We start from the raw sequence: 24595 nt of genomic DNA, 5'->3' as shown, positions 1-24595 counted from the left end.
TGGAAACGGGGCGGGCCACACGGGACGGACCGCAGGTGGCACAGCAGAGCCCCCGCTTCCTCCCTCTGGCCTGCCCCGCTCCCCCTCCACGGCCTCGAACCGCTCCACCCACACCGGCCCTGCCACAGGCGGCCGGCCCACCGCGCAAAGGTTTCGGACACGCGATGAAACGCACCACCTCCCTCGGTCTCACCCTGCTGACCTCCATCGGGGCCCTCGGCCTCGGCACCACCACGGCCTCGGCCGCCCCTCAGCCGCCCCCGCCGCTCATCAGGATCATGCCGCTCGGAGACTCGATCACCGCCGGAGAAGGCAGCTCCCACGGCGCGGGATACCGCGCTCCGCTCTGGGACCTCATGGCCGGGCAGTCCCGCTACACACCCGACTTCGTCGGCTCCGGGTCCTCGGGTACGGTCCAGGACCCCGACAGCGAAGGCCACGGCGGCTGGACCATCGACGGGATCCGGTCCGAGATCGATCGCTGGCAGACCGCGGCGGACCCCGATGTCGTCCTGCTGCACCTGGGCATCAACGACCTGAAGTGGCACAACGCCGACCCGGTCGAGGCGGCGGGCAGGCTGTCCGCGCTCATCGACCGCGTCCAGGCGAACCGCCCCGGTGTGACCGTCATCGTCCAGGGCCTGCTCACCGACACCCCCGGACTCGAACAGCGGACCAAGGACTTCAACGCCGTCATCCGTGTGCAGGAGGCCGCCCGGCACGGCCGAGGCGAACGGTTCCGGTACGTGGAACCGCCCCGTCTCGACGTCGCGGCGGAACTGCCCGACCGGCTCCACCCCAACGACGCGGGCTACCTCAAGATGGCCCGGACCTATCACAGCGGTCTGGAGCGGGCGTTCGACGACGGCTGGGCCGTGCGGCAGCGGGCGCCCCGGGCCGGGTCAGAGGCGGGCGGCACCGGTGCCGTACGGTGGGCCGACTTCGACGGCGACGGCCGCACCGACCACCTGACCATCGCCGACAACGGCGAAGTGACGGCGTACCTGAACCGGGGAGGGAAGCCGGGAGGCGGCTGGCAAGCACTCGGCCGGGTCGCCCACGGCACCACCACCGACCGCACCCGCGTACGCCTGGCGGACTTCGACGGCGACGCACGCGCCGACTACTGGGTCATCAACCCCGACGGAAGCCTCGACGTCCACCTCAACCGGGGCGGCGACTCCGGCGGCGGCTGGAAAGCCCTCGGCAAAGTCGCCCACGGCACCACCACCGACCGCACCCGCGTACGCCTCGCCGACTTCGACGGCGACGGCCGCGCCGACTACCTCACCGTCGCCGACGACGGTGCCGTCCACGCCCACCTCAACCGAGGCGGCGACCAGGCCGCCCCCTGGAAAGCCCTCGGCAAAGTCGCCCACGGCACCACCACCGACCGCACCCGCGTACGCCTGGCGGACTTCGACGGCGACGGTCGCGCCGACTACTGGGGCGTCAACCCTGGCGGAGGCCTCACCACCTACCTCAATCGCGGCGGTGACGGCCACGGCGGCTGGAAGCACCTGGGACAGACCGCCACCGGCGTGACCTCCGACCAGAACCGCGTCCACCTCGCCGACTTCAACGCCGACAGCCACGCCGACTACCTCCTCGGCACGACCGGCGGCGGCTTCAGCGCCTACCTCTTCAACGGCGGCGACTCCACCGGACCCGGCGGCTGGAACCACATCGGCACCGTCATCGAGGGCGGCTGACCCACCCGAACGGCATCCAGGATGTCCCCGACACCGGCTTGACGGCCGGACAGCGCCCGGACAGCAACGCCCGGACAGAACCTCGGAACCGCGGCCGAAGCTCCCCTCGACATGACACGGGCACACCGCCCGAGGGGGCCTCGCCACCGTCAGCCCGGACTCCGGTCCCGGGCCGGTACGCGGGCCGGGCGCTGTCCGGGCGCCGCTGTCCGGGCGCTGTCCGGCCGATGGGCGATCGTCCCGGTCGTACGATCCCCCGGGCTCTGCGGCTTGGCCGCAGGGTGCTGGCCGACGCGCCGACGACAAGTCCTGCTGTCAGTGGCATGGGGCATCATGCGATTCGTACGACGGCCCCCCACCACCAGGGCATTCCGTGGCCGTCCTGAAGGGGGTGCTTCATGCACGATCCGAGACGTCCGACGTTCTTCGAGACCGCGCGGCTGTCCCACGAGAGGTGGCAGTGGGGCGGACGGCTGCCCAGCGAGCGCCTGCGGGGTGTGCGCGGGAGCAACGTCCTGGGCCTCATCGAATTCGACACCGATCTCGTGCACACCCTCGACGCGGCGAGCGCCGAAGTCCAGCGGGCGGTGGCGCTGCTGGCCACGCGCCGGGCCTGCGAGGTGGCCGGTCTGAGCGACATGCCCTGGGTCGTACCGGCACTCGCCGCGTTGACGGAGGGACGCCCTCTTCCGTCGCCGTTCGACGACCTGGACCTGATGTGGCAGACCCTGCGCTCCGGCCTTCCCGCGCCGGGCCCACGGGTGCTCTGCGCGATTCCCCCCGAGCGCCCGCTGTTCGTTCCGCCGACGGCTCCGGCACCGCCCGAGCGGAAATGGAGACGGGCCTCGGAGCTGAAGGACTACACCCCGGACCCGAGGATGAGCGAGTTCGCGCTCTCGGACGTGTTCGTACTCGAACCGTCCGGTGACGAGGAGGCGGCATCAGCCCCCTATACGTATCCCGTGCTGGTGTCCCGGGTGCCTGTCGCTCCGCGCACTCCCGAACCGATCGTCCAGCCGTACTTCGCCCTGCCCGCCGTGCTCGCCGCCGCCGATCCCGATCCGCTCAAGGCAGCGCTGGACGCGGTGTGGCACGCGCTGCACACCTACGGAGAGCACTACCCGCGGCTGCTGGAGGAGATCCGGTCGCTCTGCGCCGAGCACACGGATGAGTAGAACGGACATGCCGAACCCGGCGACGTCCCCACCAGCCGGACCAGACCGCACTTCTCCAGGGCCCGACCCGGCGCGGAGGGACGGAGAGCTTCCTCGTCCGGGTGATGGCCCCCTTCGACGACGGGGGCGAGGTCCGGCAGGTCCCCCGCCAGCGCTGCACGTGCCCGTCGGTCCGGTCGCGCCACCGGCCGTGGGCCCGGTCGACTCCATCGGCTCCCTGCCCCGACCGCGGGTCGTGCACCGTTGTGCCCGCATTTCGCATGGTGGCGCGGCGGGCCGTCCAGGCCTCGCGGGCCCGGGTGCGAGCCCGCGTCGGGGCCCCGGTCCGGCGCGCCTCTCGCCCACCCGGCCCCTGGGGCATGGGCCCTGGCTCGCGCGTGGACATAATGCATCGGCGGGCAACGAGAGGTCGGCGCCATCGGCCGGTTCCGCTCGCCCAGGCGTTCAGCAGCACCTACAGAGCAGAAGGCAGGCACCACCGACATGTCCCCACTGGCCGGCAGGACCGCGATCGTCACAGGGGCGAGCCGCGGCATCGGAAGAGGCATAGCCGAGCGGCTGGCCCGGGACGGGGCCCTGGTCGCCGTCCACTACGGCAGCAACGAGAAGGCCGCGCTGGAGACTCTGGAGATCATCAGGGAACGGGGCGGCCGTGCCTTCGCGTTCCGCGCGGACCTCGAAGAGCCCGACGCCGTCGACACGTTCTACGCCGCCCTGGACGCGGGCCTCGCGGAGCTGGGGCAGGGACCCGAGTTCGACATCCTCGTCAACAACGCCGCGACGAGCGGCTCCGGCCGACTGCACCAGCTCACCTCCGAGGTGTTCGACCGGCTCGTCGCGGTCAACGTGAAGGCGCCGCTCTTCCTCGTCCAGGGCAGTCTGGGCCGGATGCGTGACGGCGGCCGGATCGTCAACATCTCCTCGGCGGCGACGAAGCACGCCTTCCCCGACTCCCTCACCTACGCCATGACCAAGGGGGCCATCGACACGATGACCCTCGCCCTGGCCAAGGAACTGGGACCGCGAGGGATCACGGTCAACGCCGTGGCCCCCGGCTACGTCGCGACGGACATGAACGCCCGGCGCAGGGCGACCCCGGAGGCGTGCGCCGCCCTCGCGGCACTCTCGGTCTTCAACCGGATCGGCACTCCGGCCGACATCGCGGACGTGGTCGGCTTCCTCGTCTCCGACGACGCCCGCTGGATCACCGGCCAGTACGTGGACGCCACGGGAGGAACCTCCCTCTGAGCCGCCCCCTGGGAAGGCGGGCCTTCGAGCGAGGTGACCCCGGAGTCAGGTCCGGGCAGTGACCACTGGTCGTGACAGCATCGTTCGGCTCGGGTGGCCCGCACCGTCTTGAGGTTGGTTTCCACGCCCGGACCGATGACGGGACGGCTCCCGCGACGCGTCCTGCCGGTGCGGCGCCGTCGTACTCCTGGCCGTCACCGGCGGACGGCCGTCGACCCGTCGAGCCGGGCAGGACTTCCGCGAACACCACGCCGAGGGGCGCGTCAGCGTTCCACTGACGGTGGGCGTGGGCGTGGGCATGGGCGTGCACGCTCAAGAAGCGTGGCCATACACCCGCCGGGCACATCGCGCCGACGCGCCCGATGACCGGTCGTGCGTCCGCGTACCGAGATTCGTACGGTCATCCGCACCGTCCCGTGGCCCTCCTGGCGGGCCGAGGAGGGCGAGAGGACCACGGTGGGGTGCGCCCGGCACCTTCCGAGGGGGCCGTATGACTCAGGCGCCGCCACCGTCCGGCTCCTCCGGGCGGAGTCGGAGACTCACGACGCGCCTGCGACCGAGGACTTCTGCCTGTGGCTGCGCGCCGAGGAACGGGGCGGGCCCCACTCAGCGACTACGACTCACCCGGCTTACCCGGCCCACCTGGCGGTCCTGCGCCGAATGCCGCCGGATGCCGCCGACGTGATGGTCGCGCCGGAGAAGTCGCCGCCCGACGCCCGCGAGCGCCGGGCCGAGAGCGGGGGCGGCCTCGCACGAGTCGCCCGCCACGAAGAGGACCGTGGGGAGACACCGGCCAGGACCACGGCGTACGTCTCCGCTGCACCTGGGGACCACAGGCCACGGCGGGCGGTGTGCGACGGTGAGCCCGCTCCACCACGATCGCCCCTGGATCGGCCCGACCGTGGACGACATCGTGACGGGACGGCGCGAGATCCCGCAAGCCGTCGTCCCCGACCTCAAGGAGACCTCCCTTGAGGCTTGACTCCGACCGGCCGACGGCGGGGGAAACAAGATGGACGACCGACCCGGCTGCCCTCGCCCGCCCCACCTCGCGCACCCCCTGATCGACCTCGGTCGCCCCCGGTCGGCCGACCGGGGCCATGCGACGAAGTGTCTTCCCTGCTGCGGCTGACCACACGCCCCACGCGTGCCGACGCACGATTCGACCGGCACTCGGCGCACCGGACCGCCGGACGTACGGCGCCGAGGGAACGGACCACCGGGCGATCGGCGACCTGCCGGGCCGTCCTGGGGTGGGCGGCGTCCGAGCCGCGAGGCCGACGAGCACTGTCGCATTTTGGTATGGACCTGCCAAGTCGATGCCGTTAGCGTAACGGCTCATGCGTGTCTGAGAGCGCTCTCAGACATTCGACTCCCCCACACCAGGAGGCTTCGTGAAACGCACCACTCCCCTGGGCTCCGCCGTCGCGGCCCTGTTGCTGACCCTCGGTCTCGGCGCCGCCCACGTCGGGGCCGCGAACGCCGCCCCGCTCCCCGAGCCGCCCTCGTCCTCCGCCCCGGCGGCCTCGGCCGGGCTGCTCGACGCCCTCCGGCAGGACCTCGGCCTGACCTCGGCTCAGGCCGAGGAGCGGCTGCGCGCCGAGAAGACCGCGACGGGCCTGGAGAAGACCGCCCGGCAGGCGGCGGGCGGTGCGTACGGAGGCTCGTGGTTCGACTCCTCCTCGGGACGGCTCGTCGTCGCCCTCACCGACCGCGCCGAGGAGGCCGAGGTGCGGGCGCTCGGGGCCGACACCCGGATGGTCCGCCACAGCGCCGCCGCCCTCGACCGGGCCAAGGCCCGCCTCGACGGGTTCTCCGCGCCGAAGGGCGTGGCCGGCTGGCACGTCGACCCGAAGGCGAACAGCGTCGTCGTCACGGTCGTACGGGCCGAGCGGGACGCCCCCGCCGTGCGCGCCTTCGTCGACAAGGCGCGGGCGAACGGGCCCGTCACCGTCGCCGAGGCGGCCACCGCGCCCCGTACCTACGCGGCGGGGACCGTCGGCGGCGACCCGTACTACACCGGCAACGTGCGCTGTTCGATCGGCTTCTCCGTGCACGGCGGGTTCGTGACGGCCGGTCACTGCGGCCAGGCCGGGGCGTCGGTGCGCGGCTGGGACGGCTCCGCCATGGGCACCTTCCAGGGCTCCTCGTTCCCCGGCGACGACTACGCGTACGTGAGCGTCCACAGCGGCTGGTGGACCGTGCCCGTCGTCCTCGGCTGGGGCGCCATCCCCGACCGGCTGGTGCGCGGCTCCGCCGAGGCGCCCGTGGGCACGTCGATCTGCCGCTCGGGCTCCACCACGAAGTGGCACTGCGGCACCGTCCTCGCCAAGAACGAGACGGTCAACTACAGCCAGGGCGCCGTACACCAGATGACGAAGACCAGCGTCTGCGCGGAGGGCGGGGACTCCGGCGGCGCGTTCATCAGCGGCGACCAGGCCCAGGGCGTCACCTCCGGCGGCTGGGGCAACTGCTCCTCCGGCGGCGAGACCTGGTTCCAGCCCGTGAACGAGATCCTCGGCCGCTACGGCCTCACGCTGCACACCGCCTGATCGAGAGCCGGTGCGCGGCCGTTCCCGGCGGCCTCGCACCGGCGCTCCCGCGCGGCGGTGCCGGGCGTCGCCCGTGAACCTGTGACCTGCGGCCGTTCCCGAACCGTCGTACGGCGGCGAGGACCGCCGTACCCGGACCCCGGCAAGAACACGGTCGCCCGTGGACGGGGCAGCGGCCGAAGCGGAGACCACGCCCCTTGCCCGCGACGGCCGCCCGGCCCGGGACCCGGGCCGGGTGATCGGCATGACGCTGACCGAGCGCGGCCCGGTCACCCCGGCTGCCGGAGGCAGCGTCGTCGGAGATCCGGCCCCTCCGACGATCGCCGACCTCGCCGCCGCTTTCCGGTATCTCGCCACCGGCCATGACGGTCATCCGCCACTGGCAGCGTGGAACGATCAGGAGACGACCGAAACGGGTAGCGAGGACGACCGGGCCCTCCGGCAGGAGACCGAACAGGTCGTCAACGAGACAGCCCAAGGGCTCCGCACGCTGGACGAGGGGACGACCTGGTTCTCCGGCCTCCCTCTGGCGGATAGGCAGGAGGTGCTGCGGGAGGTCGGCCGCTACGCGATGCAGACGCACATCACGGTCGCGGACGGCCGCGCCGGCGTGGCACGCTCCGGGGTGAAGCCCACGGCCAATCCCTCGGTGATGATCTGCATGGACCCGCCCCGCACCGGGTTCGCCGGTCTCCCCGCCGACGAGCACGTGAAGGCGTTCCGTGTACTCGTCGCCGTGTTCGCCGTCGCCGACACCCGACGCAGGGAGACGTACTGCAAGGGCACCTGCGGGCGCTCGTGGCACCACCTGTCGACGGCAGCCGACCAGCCGTAGCGGCAGCGCCGAGATGCGGCATCGGGCTGTTCCTCCGGCGGAGGAGTTCCCCACGGCGGTGCTCGTGACGCCGGAGGCGGTCTCCGAGCACCGCCACGATGGTGACGCTGCCGCCGAGAAGCTCGTGCCATCGACTCGCCACCCCGGCCGTCCCGCTGGTGACGGGCGTTGCACAGCCTCCTATCCGATGGCGGGCAGACCGTGTGATCCGTGGAAATCGTCCGGTCCGGGCCCGTGCGGAACTCCGGCGCGGCTCACAGCCACCGCCGGTTCGGGCCCGACTCTTTGTCGGCCGTACGCTGCTGATCGTGGGCGTCAAACAGCCTGTTGGACCGCATCGGCGTTCACAGGGCGGGGCCAGGAAGGCTCCTGGAACGGAATGCCTCGCATGGTCTTGCGCCCGCGAGGGAGTGACGGCCGAGAGGTCTCGATGCCCGTCACGGCCAGAGGGTACGGGCCGGGTCCGACACCGTCTCCAGGCCTGCGCCCCGCGCCCCGACGATGCCGCTGCCCATGGTGAACTACCGCACCCTGGTGGGGACTTGTCGTGCCGAGTACGCGGCCGGTGGCGATGGTCTCGTCGTACGCGGACAGCGTCCGGTACGAGATGGAACGGCCGACGCCCAGATGCGTGGCGATGACGGACTCCCACGTGTCACGACGGGCGAGGGCGAGCATGTCGCCGTCCCGGCGGCCGGGTCCGACCGCCGTGGTTGCCATCCGCCGCGCTGCGCGAATCGAAGGCCGCGTCACCGACGGCCCCTCGGCACGGCGGCCTGAACAGCGACGGCCTCGACCCCGCCGTGCCCGGAGCCCAGGTTCAGAAACCTTCACGCACGGCCCGTCAGGAGGTTCGTGCGGCGAGAGCAGCCGGGCCGGTCCGCGCCCGACCACAGCAGACGACCCTGCCCGTCGCTGAGGGTGGTGGTCTTGATGGTGTTCTGCTTCTTGCCGGAGACGAAGGCTCGCCGTCCGGGCCGATGGGCTGCGGGGCGGCGAACCTGGGTCTCGGCTCCGTCGATCCTCAGCGTGATGCCTTCCGCCTCCGCGCAGCGAGCACGTCGGCCAGGGTCCGCAGCCGTACGCCGGGGTGGTCGGCGACGGCGAAATTACGCACCGCCAGCAGCGGGCGGATCTCGCCGATGGCCCGGGAGACGGTGGAACGGGCCGCCCCGTACGGCTCGGCCGGTGCGGCGTGCGGGAGGCCGGTGCGCAGACGCACCAAGGTGACCAGCACCCGGTCGGTGAAGACCAAGTCGCACTTCGGCCCGGCACCGGTCTACCGCTGCCGACCGGCGCCACGGCGCTCATACAGCGCGGACTCGCACCGGGCCAGCCAAGGTTCTGCCAGCTCTTCGATCAAACCGCAGAGATGTGTACGCGAGACCCCGCAGAAGGCGGGATGGGTCAAGGCCGCAGGGGCCCACTCTCGGTCACACTCGAAGAACTCGTGTGGCCGCTGTCACGGCACGGCCGTAGAAGGGGCCTCGCGGACCGAGTTCAGGCCGTCGTGCCTGTCACAGGTCAGGACTTCACAGCGGTACCCGTCCCGGCGGACGCACCATGAAGACGTCTATCGAGTCCTGATGTTCCACGACAAACCCGTGGCGCTCGTAGAGCCGACGGGCGGCACTGCCCTGCAAGACGTTCAAACCCACGGTCGCGCCTTGCGCGTCCGACTTCTCCAGCACCGTGCGCAAGACAGCAGATCCGAGGCCTCCGCCTTGTCGATGCGGAGCAAGATAGAAGTGTTCCAGCCACTGCCTGCCTTCGGCGGGCCGGACCGTGACGCATCCCACGAGTTCGCGGTCGATCATGATGATCGACGTGTGCCGCGTGGAGAAGGAATCCCGCAGCCGCTGCCGCACCCGGTGCTCGTCGTAGCGTCCAAGGCGTTCCAAATCCGCACGCATGACCGTGGCCCGCAGCTCCGCGATCATCTCGATGTCCGTTGCCGCCGCAGAACGCAGCGTCCAGCCGGAGGCGTACGTCGACGCGGCCCGCGCAGGCACAGCCACGTCCGATCGCGCACCACTCTCCATCGCCCCAGCATCCATGGCCGGAGTATCTCAGTCCGCCTGCTCCGAGCAGGCACATGGGTATCTCGATCTGAACTGCCCGAGCCCGCCGCAACCTCGATCGCGCACCATCTCGTCAGCCCTGGGGGGCACCGCCTACGCCACCGAGCACCTCGCACCGGGCCGTCGCGCCGCCTGGCGCGATGCTCGCGGTCTTCCCTGAACCAAGGGATTGCCTCGATGGGTGATCGAGCAGCGCTCCGTTAAAACCGGGACAGACTTCCGGTGGACAAACCACGTGCACCGGTTGAGCAGGGTGGGGAACACTGCGCCAATGAGCTCCGCGGCCTTCCAACCAGCGCAGGAACGAGCCCTTCGACATGCTGCGGAACTGGCATCCGGTCCCCCGATGGACCCCACATTGCGGGTGACCCTCAACTTTCACCCGGACCGTCTGCTGCACGGCAGGCCGATCCTGGATGCCATGGCCGAGGGAGGTGTCTACTCCTCACAGTTCGTCACTGGGACCAGCAATGGCGGCTTGACCGCGCACCCCGGTGGCGACCGGTGGCGCTGGGAGAGCCGGATCTTCGACGGGGCGTACGACGAAGCCGCCACTCATGAGCGTCCCGTTTACGGGGCGTTGAACTTTCGCCGCAAGCCAGTCGGCGGTGCACCTCGGTTCGGCTCTGCCCACTTCCGGCTGACGGCCCAGTCACTGACGCGAACCACGTTCTGCTACCCGGACAGTTTCTTCGAACCCTCGGATTTCGGTGTCGCAGCCCGCATGGGGCTCATCGAGCTTGCCCTCGCCGACAGTCAGGACGAACTCGACGACTACATCGAGGCGCAAGTGCACGGGCCGGTTCAGCTGCGATGCCATGTCGAGGCGCTGGTGCTGGACCCTTGCTACCGAGGTACGGCGGTCGAGGTCGCGGCTCTGGTCCTCGGCTGCCCAGTGGAGTGGCACCCCGGCTTCCGACTCGGGGTTGAAGAACTCCGAGGTCATCCCAGCTACCGCGGCCAGGAGTACGTCGATCTGGGCACGCGGATCGCGGTCGACGGCATTCTTGATCCTCGGATCGTCGGAGACGCCGCACGCACCGACCTCCATGACCCCCAGGCGATCAAGAAGGTGTGGCACTACCTGGCGCGATTCGGGGCCCTTGGAAAGGCCACTGACAGATCAGTGACTCCGACACCGATGAAGGGGGCCGTACCCAGTGACCCTCGTTGAGGGGCTGGTGGTGGAGGGACTGCGGGGCATGTTCCGGGCCGTGAGCACCCTGACGGGGTGGCAGAGATGGTCGCGATGAGCACCGCGAGATCGTCGCCCCGTCGACGCCTGCCTCCCTGCGGCGTGGTGGGGGTCCGTGGGAGGGAGCAGGCGTCCGAAGCGGCAGCGAGCCGGAGTTGATGGAGAGGTGGGTGGTTCCGTGTGCGGAGAGGGCGGCGCGGTTGCCGCCGTCGAAGGCGGTGTTGCCGGGGCGTCGGGAGCTGGTGAAGGAGAAGTCGGGGTCGAGCGGAGCCGGTGACCGCAGGAGGAGCGGGGGCGCTGAAACGATCGCCGGTGGTGTGCGGTTCGACCAGCTCGGCACGCAGGAGCCCGGCACCCCCATTTGCCCGGAATATCGCAGCATCCTCGGTCCTGGAATTTCGGAACCGAGGAGATCCGGTTCTGAATCGCCAGGGACAGGGGTCAACTGGAAAGAATGTGGAGCCATGCCCGACCTGGCATCAAATCGACACAATCTCCAGATCAGGATACGGCTCCTCGGTAATGACCGTACGCTCCCAGCGAACGCGGTAATTCTCCTGCGAACTGGAGTGTGCAGATGCGCCCTACCCGTCGTGACGTTCTAAAGTGGGGAGCCGGTGCCGGCGGCCTCGCCACCGCCGCGGTGCTCGGCATCCCCAGTACGGCCACTGCCGCGAGCTGGGCCTACCGGTCCTGGATGGGCTCGCTCCCCGGCAGCCTGTCCCTCGCCGGTCTGACGATTCCCGGTACCCACAACACCTGTTCCACCAGTGGGATACCCGCCGCCAAGTGTCAGGACTGGGACCTGCTCACACAGCTCGGCAACGGCATCCGATTCCTCGACATCCGTCTGAACGGCCTGGCGGGGACCAGGAACGAGATGGGTCTCTACCACAGCGACATCTACATGAAGAAGCGCTACCAGGACGTTCTCAACGACTGCGACTACTTCCTCCGCAGCAATCCGGGCGAAGTGATCGTCATGCGGATCAAGAACGAGTACGCGGGCGGCAACAAACTCGACTCGGAGGAATTCAAGCGCCGCTTCAACTGGTACTTGGACGATCCGTCCATGGGCTTCCGTCCGCTCTTCCGGACCAACTCGTCGTGGCCCACCCTGGGAGAGGCCCGCGGGAAGGTCGTGCTCCTCACCGACTTCACCCATGACTGGGACACCCTCCGGTGGGGCGACCACTGCAACATCCAGGACCAGTACAACGTCCCCGACGACTCGAAGAAGAAGGCGATCGTCGCGCAGTTCGACGCGGCCTTCTACGACCAGACCACGTCCAAGATGTTCATCAACTTCACCAGCACCGCCAAGGGCCCCATCCCCGATCCCTCGATCGGAGCCAAGAAGATCTTCCCGAGCGTCTACGCGTACCTGGACCCCAGGAGGAATCAGCGAGCCCGCTTCGGCATCGTGCCGATGGACTTCCCCAACTACCGCACCGACATCCTGGACCTCCTGATCAACAAGAACTTCATCTGAGCTTGTCTTTTATGGTCCGGGGCGGTTTCGTTCGGTGGTGCTTTCTGGTCGTTTCGCGATTTTACCCACGTTGTAGCGGGTGGCGGGCTGTCTGTTCTTCGAGCCGAGTGGTCGTCCGGGGCCTGGTCGTGAGGGCTTCGGCGCACGGGCGGGACAGGCGAGGTTCGGGCGGAGGTTCCTGAACCCCCGGCGGACGCGAGCCGGGGTGAGTCGGCCGGGTTCGGCGGGCTTCTCCCAGGGATGGCGGAGGTCGATGGCTGCCTGACGGAGGAGGCGGAGCTGGGTGTGGGCGGCGATGACGATCCACGTCCAGCGGTCGCCGGCCTCGGGGGTGCGGAGCTTCGGCCGAGTCCAGCCCAGGGTCTGTTTCATGAGGCGGAAGGTGTGTTCCAGGTCGAAGCGCCTCAGGAACGCCTGCCATCGGACATCGACGCCCTCGCCGGTCAGGCCGGTGGCGGACGACCACAGCCAGAGGGGCAGCGGGTCTCCGCCGCCGGGGAGGCGGTCGACCTGGAGGCGGATGAGGGTGCCCTTGATGACCGGCAGGGGGCCGGTGTGGTCGATCCACGCGGAGCGCGTGGTCAGCCTCGGGTGGATGCGGTCCCAGGCAGATGCCTGGGCGGTGCCGTACCGGTCGGTGACCTGCACGGTCGCCGCATCGGGTTCGCCCCAGGTCCCGGGTTTGGTGAAGTGGAACTCCTTGCCGTGCTTGGGCGGGTGGCCGCCGCGGGGGTGGGCCCGGTAGTAGTCCTCGCGGGAGGGCGCCGGGCGGCGCATGACGCGGTCCGCGCGCATGCGACCGAGGACCTCGACCGGCAGACCGTGCAGGAGGTGGGCCATGCGCGGCGCATCGTATCCGGCGTCGAACACGATCAGGATGTCGCGGTCGCCGGTGTGCCAGCGGCCCATCTCGATCAGGTCGGTGACCACTCGGCGGACCTGGGCGGCGGTGACCTCGGTGACGTCGTCGGCAGGTCCCAGGCGGACGGCGTCCAGGAGTTGACACCAGGACGTCCGGCCGGATTCGAGGGCGGCGACGAAGGAGTACGGCCAGCCGGGTATGAGCTGGTCCGAGGAGCGGCCGCTGCGTCCGTAGACGTGGCAGAAGAGGCGGTCCGCGCTGGTGGGGGCGTCAGGGCGGAGCCAGTGGCTGACATCGACCGCGAGGACCAGGCGCCCGTCGGCGGCCTGGGGCATGGGCAGGCCGGCCAGGACCTGCCGCAGCCGGGACACGTCCACGTTCCCGTTGTTCAGCGCGTCGTAGGGGGCGCCGTGCCCGCGTCGGTGCTCGGCCACCAGCGTCAGGTCCACCGGCGTCCTCACCGGGCCGTCGGCACACAGCAACGCGTCGGTGAGCTCGAACAACTCGTCCCCGCGCGCGGTCAGGCAGTCGAACAGGTCGTCCCGGAAGCGTGACGCATTCGCGAACACTTCCCCAGGACCGATGTCAGGCAGCAGACTCACCCTCACGGCCTTCGTCTTGATCGGTGCACCTTGGTCGGAGCACATGATCAGTCGAAGGCCGACCCCGCGTCCGGCGAACACCCAGGCGAGTTAACCAGTTCGAGGCGACATTCGAAGCGGTGTACCACATGGCCGTCCGGCAGAGGTCAGGCGGTCCACCATGCGTCAGTGCCGCAGCCGACCTCGTAGTGCCACCAGCCTTCGTCCTGACCTCGGTTCAGGAGGGCCTTGATCCCGGCGAAGTCCGCGCCTGCCGGGACGTTGAAGGCCACCATGGGGAAGTCGTCGCTGAAGACCTCACCCCCGAGCCCGAACACCGAAAGACGCTGATGCACCGCCTGCGGGCTCCGCCCCAGGGGCCCGGTGGGAACGGACACCACACGGATCGTGCAGTTACCGGCGGAACTGACCCGCCCGACAGCCCAGTGGAGCCCGTCGGAATCGGTCCGGTACCGCACGACATCACCCTCGGCGACACCGTCCTGAAGGAACGCGACGTTCCGCACACAGGCCGTGTCATCGCCGACCTTCGTCGCCCACAGGCCCTCGGTGTCCTGCGGGAACCACCCCTCACGAGGGGTGAACCGGAACCACACCTTGACCTTCTCGACCGCGTTCTCCATGACCGCCATCATGCGCCGACCGTCCACGATGCCTCGAACCGGGGTTGAACAGGAGATCGACATCCGCCGTCACGAACAGTTGGAGGATAAAAGACAAGCTGAGGGCCGCCCCTCAAATGACCTTCGATCCGTCCCGGGCGAGGTCGGCCGTCGTACGGGGCCGCTGGCCTCCCCGCGAGCGCGAGGTTGCGCATCCGCACCCTCGCGCCGCAGAACGTCACGAGCTTGCCGGGCAGGCGAGGGCTCAGCCCGGTGGACGGGGGCTGTCCAGAACGGCTCCGACGCCGTGGTCCCCACCAGTCACGGCAGGATCCTCACACGTTCCCGCCAGTACTGATGCGCTGGTCCCTTCCTTGGCAGGCGCAGATCCTCTGGAAGAGGTGCGGCTCCGCGACTCCGGAGGCATCCGAGGCAGGGGGCGGCGACCGTCAGGCCGTGAGGAAGCCCCTGCGCGATGCGCATCGCGCAGGGGCACCAGCATTCGGGCACGGATCGGGGATCAGCGGTCTTCCCACTGGGCGCGGGCGACCTCCGAGTTGGTCCGGACGAGCTTCCAGTCGTCCTCGATCGTGAAGAGCGAGTACCGGCCCGTCGCTTCCAGGGCGTCGAAGACCTGGTGGGCCCAGGCGTCCGAGTCCGGCTGATTGGCAGTGACCCGGGCCGGGTGGGAGCGGTGCGGCTCGTCCAGGTCCGGCGGAACCGCGACCCAGACGCTCAGCCAGCGCTCGCCGTCCCCCCAGGTGAAGGAAGGCGACTGCCCACCGGTGTCACCGGAGAACCCGATACCGAAGGCCGCCTCCAGGTCGTCCCACAGGGTCTCCGCGAGGGTGACTCCGGGGGCCTGCGGCTCCCGGAAGCCCGTGTAGATGTTGTACTCGCTCAAGATGATCAGCCTCAGCCCGCGTCGGAAGTCCTTCCGTAGCAGTATCCGGTAGTCGCCCACCCCGGTCGGAGACCGTTTACGGGACAAGCCCCATGCGACCACCCGGACCAGGGCGCAGACGCCGACGGGCGCGCCGGGCGAACGAGGCCGGGCTCCCTCAAGGAGCCCGGCCTCTCCCCCGGAGCCTCACGCGACGGCGGACCTCGCGAGGTCACGGATCCGGTGGCCGCCAGGGGTGAGCCAGGACCTTCCTGCCCAGGGGCTCGCCCAGCATCGGCACTCCCCCAAGCCGGTCGAAGGGTTCGGGCGATCCCGGCGGCCTCTGGCGCCATCGGTGGAGCGACGGCCGACCGGGCCGTCAGGACCGTCCGGGGCGCCGAGGACCTCTACGTCGAACGCGGTACGAGTCGCCGGTGACCCGTCTCCGAGTACGGTCCGGCGTCGGCGGGAGACCGTACCGCGAACCGGGACTCCGCCGACCCCGTCGGCACGGACCGCTGTCGACGGGTGCCGTACGCCCACAGGCTGAGCCTGCTCGACGGCCGACCGTAGCCGGAACCACGTCCCCGTCCACGGGAGGCGCCGTCATTCCCGTACCCCGGAATCCGCCGGGAGCACGGCGGCGACCGGACAGGCCCTCACCGCGCACTCCACAGCCCAGATCGCCCGGGTGCGGAGGCCCGGCGGGCGGGACGGTACGGGGGCGCCCTGCCGTCCCTCGTGCTGGAGGAGGAGCGGGGCGAATCGTCGTCCGCACCCCGCCCCAAGGTTCCGCCCGCTGAGTGCCGGAGGCGGCGGCTCGGAGCAACAGAAGCCCAGGCAGCCGCAGTTGGCGGATCAGCGGGCCGGTGGCCGTAGCCGAGGGTGCGGATGGTGGTCCGGCCGTCGCCGGTCGTCGGGGCGAGTACGGCGGTGGCGAACCGGGCGGCCCCGGTGCGGCGCGTGAGGGCGCAGGACCGCCTCCGCCCCGCCTCGTCGAGGTCCTGGGTGGCGGTCGTGCTCTCCCGGAGCGCGGGCGAGCGGCACGGCGGCGGGCTGCGGCCGTCTCCGGCCCCTTGCCCTGGACGTCGCCCATGCGCGCGCGGACCCCGTCCCGGACGGGCACGACGTCGTGGAAGTCGCCGCCGCCGCTCGCCGCGTCCGTCGCGGACCGGTTGGAGGACCCGAGGCGCACCGCCGCCCCTTCGCCGGAGGCAGGGACCACAGGGACCACAGGGACCACAGGCGGGATGATCTCCCGCGCGGCGTGCGCGACCTCGGTGACGACCGCGCGGCGGCAATCCGGCGCTGTCCCACCCGGGCGGCCGGGGCGCGGAAGAGGGGGGCGAGCGCGTGGTCGGCAGGCCCATGGCTCTCCGGCTGGTGGCGGGCACGCCGTCGCGGTGGGCACGCCGTCGTGGCGGGCGGGCGGCGGCGCCGCGAGGGAGGGCGACGGGCCCGGCGCCGAGCACGGCGGCCGTACGGTCGCGGACGGCGGCGGCCACGGGGCGGCCGTCGCCCACCGGTACCGGCGAAGCCGGGGCGCGCCTCGGGCTCCGGGCCGTCGGGTGCGCGGGGCGGGCCCCTGTCGGCGGTCCGGCCCCGGGACACCGGGACCGGACCGGGGCCGTCCCGGGACCGGTGCCCGGTTCCGGATAGGTGTGGACGCGTCGGACAGGTGGCTCAGACACATCCACTCAACACAGGCCAACCTGTGGTGGCGCGATACGTCGCCATCACGGCCGCCTACGGTCCGCAGGAACGTCGTCACCACAGGTCACGGGCCATATGGCCGTCGTCGAGGGGTCATCGGACGGTCGGACGGTGGTGGATCAACCTTCAAAGGTTGACCACGAATTCCACTCATCCACCCTCCAGACGGGCCTCGATGGTCTAGATTGACCGTGCTTCAGATGATCGGACACGAGGCGACAAAAGATGATCTACAGGCCCAGTGCCTCGGAATGCCAGCGGCAACGTCCCATGCGTCACACATAGGGGCGATCAATTCCCGGAGACCGGGTGAGGTCTCGGGTGCGGGGAGCACCCGGGGTTTCGACGGAATCCGGCACACCTCCTTTATCCGGCGGCCGTACCAGCGTGCCGCCGGGCCGGGGTGTCCATGAAGCACCGCAGTAATCAGCACGTCATGCGCGGAGGCCGATGACCTCCCGCACGGAGGAACGGCGCTGCACGGGGGGCGGGGGCCTCCCGGGGGAGGATCGTGCGGGAGGCGGGGGCCTCCGTGGGGGGAGAAGAACCGTGTGGAGCCAACACGTCGAATCCACTGGAACCCTGGGGGGGTCCGTGCAGCAGGGGGAGTTAGTCAGCCCGTTTCCATCGGCGCGCGGACCGCTGGAGAACGGGCCTATCAACCGGGCGGTCAGACAGCCCGCGAGCGACTGGGAGCAGCGGTACCGCCGTGCGGTGATCCTCAGTGACACAGCGGCGACCGCCTTCGTCGTGGCGGCCATAGGGAACTTCTTCGGGGCCCGGGACGCGGCCAACTGGCATGAGAAGTGGGGAATTCTCGCATTCGGCACCGAACTGCTGGTGCTGGGCGCGCTCGCGGTGACGAGATCGTGGGCTCCGGCCGTTCTCGGCCAGGGCGCCGAGGAATTCCGTCGTCTCGGACGCTCACTGTTCACGGCGACCGTCGTACTGTCGCTCGGGGGAATAGCCCTCACCTCGCGGAATATCAAACTGTGGATCTTCGTGGCGATTCCCGCGATCGCGCTCGTCACCATGACCGAGCGGTATCTCCTCCGTCTCTGGCTGCACAAACAGCGGAAAGAGGGGAGGTGCCTGCGTCCGGTGCTCGCGGCCGGGAGCCTGGCCACCGTGCGGGACCTGATATCCCGGACCCGTAAGTTCCCGCACCTCGGCTGGCGGGTCGAGGCGGTGTGCACCGCGGGGAGCCCCTCGATCGAGGGCGATCAGCTGGACGGGGTGCCGGTCGTCGGCCGGCTGGGGGATGTCGCGGGGCACGTCCGGCGCGACGGCTACCGGGTCGTCGCGGTCACTCCGGATCCGCACTGGTCGCCGGACCGGCTCCAGCGGCTGGCCTGGAACCTGGAGGGCAGCGACGCCGAGATGGTCGTGGCGCCGGTGCTCATGGAGGTGGCCGGGCCCCGGCTGCACGTCGACGCGGTGCTCGGGATACCGCTGCTGCGGGTCAGTATGCCGGCCTTCACCGGGGGCCACCGGGCGGTCAAGGAGGTCGTCGACCGGCTGGGCGCGGCGGTGCTGCTGATGTTGTTCTCGCCGCTGATGCTGCTGGTCGGGCTGCTCGTCCTGGCGGACAGCCGGGGCGGGGCGGTCTACCGCCAGCGCAGGGTCGGCAAGGACGGGCGCGAGTTCACCATCCTGAAGTTCCGCACCATGGTCTCCGGGGCCGACCGGGCGCGGGCCGCGCTGGCGGACCGCAACGAGGGCGCGGGCCTGCTGTTCAAGCTCCGCAGGGATCCTCGGGTGACCCGGGTGGGGGCGGTGCTGCGCCGGTACTCGATAGACGAACTCCCGCAGCTGTTCAACGTGCTCACGGGGTCGATGTCGCTGGTCGGGCCCCGGCCCCCGCTGCCGGAGGAGTCCGCCGCGTACGCCCCGGACATCCGGCGGCGGCTGCTGGTGAAACCCGGGCTCACCGGTCTGTGGCAGATCAGCGGGCGCAGCGACCTGCCGTGGGAGGAGGCGGTGCGGCTGGACCTGCGGTACGTGGAGGACTGGTCGCTCGCCCTGGACGCGGTGATCCTCTGGAAGACGCTGCGGGCGGTGTTCTACGGGCAGGGCGCTTATTGACGCACGGGGGCGTCGTCGGTTCAGTGCGCGGACGGCGGGCCACAAGGGCCTGCCCCGGGGGAGGAACGGAACATGAGGGTCAGCGTCTTCGGGCTCGGCTATGTGGGTTGTGTGTCGGCCGCGTGCCTGGCCAGCCTCGGGCACGAGGTCATCGGAGTGGACGTCAGCCAGGTGAAGGTCGACCTGGTCAACGACGGCAAGGCGCCGGTCGTGGAGGAACGGATCGGCGAGCTGATCGCCGAGGTCGTGGAGGCGGGGGCGTTACGCGCCACCGGGGACGTCCACGAGGCGATAGCGAACAGTGAGGTGTCCCTGATCTGCGTGGGCACGCCGTCGGAGTCCAACGGCAGCCTGTGCACCACCTATCTGGAGCGGGTCACCGAGGAGATCGGTGCCGCCGTGGCCGAGCGGGGCGGGCGGCAGACCGTCGTGTTCCGCAGCACCATGCTTCCGGGCACCTGTCTGAACCTGCTCGTGCCGATCCTGGAGAAGTACGTCGGCGGCACCGCCGGGGTCGACTTCGGGGTCGCGGTCAACCCGGAGTTCCTCCGCGAGGGCACCAGCGTGCGGGACTTCTTCGACCCGCCCAAGACCGTGATCGGCGAACTCGACGCGGCGAGCGGCGACACGGTGGCGGCGCTGTACGAGGGGCTGCCCGGCGAGGTGTTCCGGGTCCCGATCCCTACGGCCGAGGCGATCAAGTACGCGGACAACGCCTTCCACGGCCTCAAGATCGGCTTCGCCAACGAGCTGGGCGCGGTGTGCCAGGCGCTCGGGGTGGACTCGCACCAGGTGATGGACGTCTTCCTGGCGGACCGCAAGCTGAACATCAGCCCCGCCTATCTGCGGCCCGGCTTCGCCTTCGGCGGCTCCTGCCTGCCCAAGGACCTGCGCAGTCTGGTCCACGCGGCCCAGCGGGCCGACGTCTCGGTGCCCATCCTCGCCCATGTGCTGCCCTCCAACTCCGACCACCTGCAGCGCGCGGTCGAACTGGTCGAGCGCACCGGGAAACGGCGGGTGGGGATGTTCGGCCTGTCCTTCAAACCCGGTACCGACGACCTGCGCGAGAGCCCGCTCGTCGAGCTGGCGGAGCGGCTCTTCGGCAAGGGGTACGACCTGCGGATCTACGATCCCAACGTCAACCTGTCCCGGCTGCTCGGCGCGAACCGCGAGTACATCGAGACCCGGCTGCCGCACCTGGCGCAACTGCTTGCGGAATCCATCGACGAGGTCCTCGACCACGCCGAGGTGTGCCTGATCGGGACCAGCGATCCGGCCGTGCACGCGGCGCTCCCCCACGGCGACGGTCCGGTGATCGTCGATCTCGTCCGCCTTCCCGACGCCGAAGCGCGTCGGGCCGAACCGGGGTACATGGGCCTTGCCTGGTGACACGACCGGCGGCGACGGGCAGGCCCGTCGCGCGCTGATCCTGGTGGAGAACCTGTCGGTGCCGTTCGACCGGCGGGTCTGGCAGGAGTGCACGACGCTCCGTGACGCCGGGTGGGAGGTGCACGTCATCTGCCCCCGGGGGGAGAAACGGGACACGGAACCGGAGACGGTGATCGACGGCGTACGGATCCACCGCTATCCGCTGCGCGCGGCCACCGGAGGACCGGCCGGGTACCTGCGGGAGTACGGCTCCGCGCTGTGGCACACGCTCCGGCTGGCCCGCCGGGTCGGCCCGGTCGACGTGGTCCACGCCTGCAATCCGCCGGACCTGCTGTTCCTGCCCGCGCTGTGGCTGAAGCGGCGGGGGGCACGGTTCGTCTTCGACCAGCACGACCTGGTGCCCGAGCTGTACCTCTCCCGGTTCGACCGGGGCGAGGACCTGCTCTACCGCGCCGTGTGCGCCCTCGAACGCCGGACGTACCGGGCGGCGGACATCGTGCTCGCCACGAACGAGAGCTACCGGGACGTCGCGCTGCGGCGCGGGCGAAAGCGGCCGGAGGACGTGTTCGTGGTGCGCAGCGCGCCCGACATCGAACGCTTCCATCCGGTGCCGCCCGAGCCCGAGCTGAAGAACGGCAAGCCCCATCTGCTGTGCTACCTCGGCGTGATGGGCCCCCAGGACGGGGTCGACTACGCGCTGCGGGCCCTGGCGAAGCTGCGCGACGAGGTCGGGAGGACCGACTGGCACGCGGTGTTCGTCGGCGGCGGTGACGCCTTCGACGCGATGGTGGAGCTGTCCCGGCGGCTGGGGCTCACGGAGCACGTGCGGTTCACCGGGCGCGTACCGGACGCCGATCTCGTGCGGTACCTGTCCACGGCGGACGTGTGCCTCTCCCCCGATCCGCGCAATCCGCTCAACGACGTGTCGACCATGAACAAGGTCCTGGAATACATGGTGATGGGCCGGCCGATCGTCTCGTTCGACCTCCGCGAGGCCCGGGTGTCCGCCGGTGAGGCGGCCGTCTACGCCTCCGACGACGACGAGGGCGAGTTCGCGCGGCTCGTCGCGCGGCTGCTGGACGATCCGGAGGAGCGGGCCCGGATGGGCAAGATCGGCCAGGAGCGGATCAGTGGCCCGCTGGCCTGGCGCAACTCCCAGCGTGCGCTGCTCGCCGCTTACGCCGCAGCCTGCCGTGACCAGGTCCCGGTCTCGGCGGGCGGCCCGGTACGAAAAGGAAAAAGGCACCGCCGTTGAGCGACGACACGATACGCCTGGCCACCATCGGGCGGATTATCCGTCGGCGCCGACGGTTCCTCATCACCCTCGCCGTGGTCGGCGCGCTCGTCGGCTACGGCACCTCCTGGCTGCTCCCGCCCCGGTACACGACTTCGGCGTCGGTGCTGCTGCCGGGTGCCTGGGAGGAGCGCGAACTGCTGACCCAGGCACAGATCGCCACCAGTTCGGTGGTGCTCGACCGCACGGCCACCGCCCTCGCCCTGCCCGGGGTCGACGGCGAGGAGCTGCGCGACCGGGTGGGCGCCGGAGTCGCCGACGGCAACATCATCAAGATCTCCGGCACGGCGGACACCCCGGAGGGCGCCCAGCGGCTCTCCGACCAGGCGGCCCAGCAGTTCGTCACGTACGCCGCCCAGGTCGTGGGCGCCGACACCGACCCCGAGGCCGCTTCGCGTCCCGAGGCGCTGCGGAAGCTGGTGGAGCGGACCAGCCTCCGCATCACGGAACTGGCCGACGGCGCCGGGGAGGGGCGGTCGGTGGAGAGCGTGCAGACCCGTACGGAGCTGGCGAAGCTCCGTACGGCGCTCCAGGACGCCGTGGACAAGCTGAACCGGGCCGACCAGCCCGCCGTCAAGGCCAACATGGTCGTCATGGGACCGTCGACCCGGCCTGCCGGGGAGGCGCCGCCGACGAAGACGCAGCTGGTCGTCGTCGGAGCGGTCCTGTTCTTCCTGCTCGCGGTCCTCGGCCATCTCGCCACCGCGCGGATGGGCCGCCGTCTGCGCACCGAGCCGGAGATCGCGGCGGCGCTCGGCGCGCCGAGCCTCGGCACCGTCGAGGTCCCCGGTGAGCGGCGGGCGGACCGGGCGAAGGGCGCCGGTCCACGTGCCCTGGCGCGTCGGCTCCTCGGCGTCGACGTCCGGTGGGACCTGCCCACCCCCCTGACGGGTGACGAGGCCAGCGGCCGGATCCGCTACCGGCGGGTGGGCGCCCGGCTCCGGGAGCAGGTCCCGGCCCCGCTGCGGCTCCTGGTGGTCGTCCCGGAGGGTGACGAGCCCGCGCGCAGGGCCGCCGGGCAGCTCGCCGCCGAGACCGCGGCCGATGCCTCCCCGGGCGTTCCGGGCGGCGGGCGTCCGGCGCCCCGGGTGGTGGAGGTGTCGGTGTCCCAGCCGATGGTGCGGGACCGCGCCGACGAGTCGGGGGCGCTGGTGGTGCTCAGCGCGGGCAGCTGGACGGCCGGGGAGCTCTCCGGCATCGGCGAGGCCTGCGCGGACGCCGGGCACGACGTCGTGGGCGTCGTCGTCGCCTGCACGGTCCGGGCCGCTTCGGCACGGTCCGTCGGCCGTGCCCGGAAGAAGGCCGCCGCCCCGGCGTCCTCGGACGGCGGGCGGCCCGAGGGAGGTGCCGAGTGACGACGACCCCGGCCTCGGAACCCACGGCCCCCACCCCTCTCCTCGACCTCCAGAGCCTGGTGGTGGCGGTACGGCGACGGCGACGGCTCTGGTCCGCCGTGGCGCTGCTCGGGCTGCTCGCCGGAGCGGGCCTCGCGGTGCTGCTGCCGCCGCCGCCCACCGCGACGACCAAGGTGCTGGTCGCCCACCAGGAGGACCAGCCGAACGACCCCGGGACGCTCATCCGTACCGATGTCGCCCTGCTGCACACCACGCGCATCGCCGGTGCGGCCCTGCGGTCCCTCAAGTCCACGGAGGAACCGGAGGACTTCATGCGGGACTACGAGGGCGCGGGGCTGACCAACAACGTCCTCCAGATCACGGTGACGGGCGCGACCGACGCGGAGGCGGTGGCCCGGACGCGGGCGCTGGCCGACGCGTTCGTCGCGGACCACGTACGACGCATACGGGAGGTGTCGAACGCCGAGGCCAAGGCCTTCCTCGACCAGCGCGACCGGCTGCGGAAGGACCTCGCGCAGGTCAACAAGGCGATCGGCGAGGGACCGGCGACGAGCGGGACGAAGGCGTCGGCGGACATGGAGTCGCTCTTCGCCCGCCGGGCCGAACTCAGCTCCCAGATCGCCGACTTCGCCCAGCGGGCGGCCAGCGCGGGGATCGGCACGCCCCGGCTCGTCGCCGGGACGCAGATCGTGGACGCCCCGCGCGTGGTGCGGCACTCCCTGCCCAGGACCGCCGCCACCAACGCGGCGGTCGGGCTCGCCCTGGGACTCGCGCTCGGGCTCGCGGTGGCCTCGGTCGGCGCGGTGGTGGCGGACCGCCCCGTGCTGCGCCGGGACGTCTCCGCCCACCTCGGCGCCTCGATCATCGCCGAACTCCCGCGCCGGGCACCCCGGTTGTGGGGACGGCGGCGGGACCGGGAGGCACGGGAACGGCTCGTCTCGTCCCTGGCACGCACCCTGCGCCGCGCCACCGAACCGGTGTCGCTCCTCGAACTGGGCTGCGCGGGCGCCACGGGCACGATCGCCCTGGACCTCGCCGGAGCCCTGGGGACGGAGGGGCCCGTGGTCGTCGTCGACGCGCTGCCCCGCCGACGGCTCGCCGACCGGCGTGCCGCGCCGGGCGGCCCGACCGTGGTCAGGGACGAGAGCGCCCCGGCCGGACCGGGCCAGGAACTGCGGATCGGGGTCGGCACCGTGGCGCCCGGCACCGCGTGGACCGACCTCCAGCACCTCGGTGCGCGGACGGTCCTCGTCGTACGGGCGGGGCACGGCAGTGCCGCCTGGCTGCACACCGTGGCACGGCAGCTCGCGGACCAGCGCATACCGGTGATCGGTGTGGTGCTGATCGACCCCGATCCGCGTGACCGTACGGACGGCACGCTGTGGGACGGGCTCGACACCGCGCTGCGCGGCCGACGGGACGCGACGGCGGGACAGAACAGGACGGGACGGCATCGGACGGAACGGCTGCCGATATGGGCGGCCCGGGTCCCGGACAGCGACCAGGAGGCGCGCTAGCAC

General features: G+C 71.2%; 18 protein-coding genes. 13 read left to right on the top strand and 5 right to left on the bottom strand.

Annotated elements, in window-relative coordinates; genetic code table 11:
* The first annotated feature begins 164 nt into the window (after positions 1-164).
* The 6 genes from ACFXGN_RS25880 to ACFXGN_RS25855 all read left to right on the top strand — a co-directional run bounded on the left by ACFXGN_RS25880 (position 165) and on the right by ACFXGN_RS25855 (position 7522).
* Positions 165-1712: an FG-GAP-like repeat-containing protein gene (locus ACFXGN_RS25880; RefSeq protein ID WP_384863607.1), complete on the top strand. Its 1548-nt coding sequence runs from the start codon at positions 165-167 to the stop codon at positions 1710-1712.
* Between the two features lie 398 nt (positions 1713-2110).
* Positions 2111-2887: a hypothetical protein gene (locus ACFXGN_RS25875; protein WP_384863604.1), complete on the top strand. Its 777-nt coding sequence runs from the start codon at positions 2111-2113 to the stop codon at positions 2885-2887.
* A 483-nt stretch (positions 2888-3370) separates the two neighbouring features.
* A complete protein-coding gene (locus ACFXGN_RS25870) occupies positions 3371-4135 on the top strand; it encodes an SDR family oxidoreductase (RefSeq protein ID WP_384863602.1) in 765 nt (254 codons plus the stop codon).
* Positions 4136-4994: 859 nt separating this feature from the next.
* Positions 4995-5117, top strand: coding sequence for a hypothetical protein (locus tag ACFXGN_RS25865; RefSeq protein WP_384863599.1), 123 nt, complete (start codon positions 4995-4997; stop codon positions 5115-5117).
* Positions 5118-5529: 412 nt separating this feature from the next.
* Complete coding sequence (locus tag ACFXGN_RS25860) at positions 5530-6687, top strand: S1 family peptidase (protein WP_384863596.1); 1158 nt, start codon at positions 5530-5532, stop codon at positions 6685-6687.
* Positions 6688-6847: 160 nt separating this feature from the next.
* Positions 6848-7522 carry a DUF5958 family protein gene (locus ACFXGN_RS25855; RefSeq protein WP_384863594.1) on the top strand — a complete coding sequence of 225 codons (675 nt, stop codon included), beginning with the start codon at positions 6848-6850 and terminating at the stop codon, positions 7520-7522.
* Between the two features lie 1024 nt (positions 7523-8546).
* Here the strand turns inward: ACFXGN_RS25855 and ACFXGN_RS25850 are convergent.
* Positions 8547-8777: a transposase family protein gene (locus tag ACFXGN_RS25850; RefSeq protein WP_384863591.1), complete on the bottom strand. Its 231-nt coding sequence runs from the start codon at positions 8775-8777 to the stop codon at positions 8547-8549.
* Positions 8778-9054: 277 nt separating this feature from the next.
* Positions 9055-9579 (bottom strand): GNAT family N-acetyltransferase, encoded by a 525-nt coding sequence (locus ACFXGN_RS25845; RefSeq protein ID WP_384863588.1) that lies wholly within the window; start codon positions 9577-9579, stop codon positions 9055-9057.
* 370 nt (positions 9580-9949) lie between these two features.
* Between ACFXGN_RS25845 and ACFXGN_RS25840 the strand changes: the two genes are divergently transcribed.
* Together ACFXGN_RS25840 and ACFXGN_RS25835 are read left to right on the top strand one after the other, a co-directional pair.
* Positions 9950-10777 (top strand): DUF3626 domain-containing protein, encoded by an 828-nt coding sequence (locus tag ACFXGN_RS25840; RefSeq protein ID WP_384863586.1) that lies wholly within the window; start codon positions 9950-9952, stop codon positions 10775-10777.
* Between the two features lie 598 nt (positions 10778-11375).
* The gene (locus ACFXGN_RS25835; protein WP_384863583.1) at positions 11376-12290 is read left to right on the top strand and encodes a phosphatidylinositol-specific phospholipase C; all 915 of its coding nucleotides are present in this window, start codon (positions 11376-11378) and stop codon (positions 12288-12290) included.
* 9 nt (positions 12291-12299) lie between these two features.
* On the opposite strand, the gene ACFXGN_RS25830 is transcribed toward ACFXGN_RS25835, so the two are convergent.
* From ACFXGN_RS25830 to ACFXGN_RS25820, 3 genes are all read right to left on the bottom strand, one after another.
* Positions 12300-13754 carry an NF041680 family putative transposase gene (locus ACFXGN_RS25830; protein WP_384863580.1) on the bottom strand — a complete coding sequence of 485 codons (1455 nt, stop codon included), beginning with the start codon at positions 13752-13754 and terminating at the stop codon, positions 12300-12302.
* Between the two features lie 146 nt (positions 13755-13900).
* Positions 13901-14389: a DUF4265 domain-containing protein gene (locus tag ACFXGN_RS25825; RefSeq protein WP_384863577.1), complete on the bottom strand. Its 489-nt coding sequence runs from the start codon at positions 14387-14389 to the stop codon at positions 13901-13903.
* A 487-nt stretch (positions 14390-14876) separates the two neighbouring features.
* Positions 14877-15260, bottom strand: coding sequence for a hypothetical protein (locus ACFXGN_RS25820; RefSeq protein WP_384863574.1), 384 nt, complete (start codon positions 15258-15260; stop codon positions 14877-14879).
* A 2286-nt stretch (positions 15261-17546) separates the two neighbouring features.
* Between ACFXGN_RS25820 and ACFXGN_RS25815 the strand changes: the two genes are divergently transcribed.
* The 5 genes from ACFXGN_RS25815 to ACFXGN_RS25795 all read left to right on the top strand — a co-directional run bounded on the left by ACFXGN_RS25815 (position 17547) and on the right by ACFXGN_RS25795 (position 24592).
* Complete coding sequence (locus tag ACFXGN_RS25815) at positions 17547-19037, top strand: sugar transferase (RefSeq protein WP_384863571.1); 1491 nt, start codon at positions 17547-17549, stop codon at positions 19035-19037.
* Between the two features lie 72 nt (positions 19038-19109).
* On the top strand, positions 19110-20426 hold the full coding sequence (locus tag ACFXGN_RS25810; protein WP_384863568.1) for a nucleotide sugar dehydrogenase: 1317 nt from the start codon (positions 19110-19112) through the stop codon (positions 20424-20426).
* Positions 20416-21681 (top strand): glycosyltransferase family 4 protein, encoded by a 1266-nt coding sequence (locus tag ACFXGN_RS25805; protein WP_384863565.1) that lies wholly within the window; start codon positions 20416-20418, stop codon positions 21679-21681. Before ACFXGN_RS25810 ends, ACFXGN_RS25805 begins: the two co-directional genes overlap by 11 nt.
* Positions 21678-23075 carry a polysaccharide biosynthesis protein gene (locus ACFXGN_RS25800; RefSeq protein WP_384863562.1) on the top strand — a complete coding sequence of 466 codons (1398 nt, stop codon included), beginning with the start codon at positions 21678-21680 and terminating at the stop codon, positions 23073-23075. The genes ACFXGN_RS25805 and ACFXGN_RS25800 overlap by 4 nt, the downstream gene beginning before the upstream one ends.
* Positions 23072-24592, top strand: a complete 1521-nt coding sequence (locus ACFXGN_RS25795; protein ID WP_384863559.1) for a Wzz/FepE/Etk N-terminal domain-containing protein — start codon at positions 23072-23074, stop codon at positions 24590-24592. Before ACFXGN_RS25800 ends, ACFXGN_RS25795 begins: the two co-directional genes overlap by 4 nt.
* The last annotated feature ends 3 nt before the right edge of the window (positions 24593-24595 follow it).

The sequence above is a fragment of the Streptomyces sp. NPDC059247 genome, from assembly GCF_042754005.1.
Classification (GTDB): domain Bacteria; phylum Actinomycetota; class Actinomycetes; order Streptomycetales; family Streptomycetaceae; genus Streptomyces.
Note: the sequence above shows the minus strand (reverse complement) of the source record. Positions and strands in the feature narration are given on the sequence as shown.

Coding starts and splice junctions, on each gene's coding strand:
- ACFXGN_RS25880 (WP_384863607.1), top strand. CDS start 165: ATGAAACGCACCACCTCCCTCGGTCTCACCCTGCTGACCTCCATCGGG.
- ACFXGN_RS25875 (WP_384863604.1), top strand. CDS start 2,111: ATGCACGATCCGAGACGTCCGACGTTCTTCGAGACCGCGCGGCTGTCC.
- ACFXGN_RS25870 (WP_384863602.1), top strand. CDS start 3,371: ATGTCCCCACTGGCCGGCAGGACCGCGATCGTCACAGGGGCGAGCCGC.
- ACFXGN_RS25845 (WP_384863588.1), bottom strand. CDS start 9,579: ATGGATGCTGGGGCGATGGAGAGTGGTGCGCGATCGGACGTGGCTGTG.
- ACFXGN_RS25840 (WP_384863586.1), top strand. CDS start 9,950: ATGGACCCCACATTGCGGGTGACCCTCAACTTTCACCCGGACCGTCTG.
- ACFXGN_RS25835 (WP_384863583.1), top strand. CDS start 11,376: ATGCGCCCTACCCGTCGTGACGTTCTAAAGTGGGGAGCCGGTGCCGGC.
- ACFXGN_RS25825 (WP_384863577.1), bottom strand. CDS start 14,389: ATGATGGCGGTCATGGAGAACGCGGTCGAGAAGGTCAAGGTGTGGTTC.
- ACFXGN_RS25810 (WP_384863568.1), top strand. CDS start 19,110: ATGAGGGTCAGCGTCTTCGGGCTCGGCTATGTGGGTTGTGTGTCGGCC.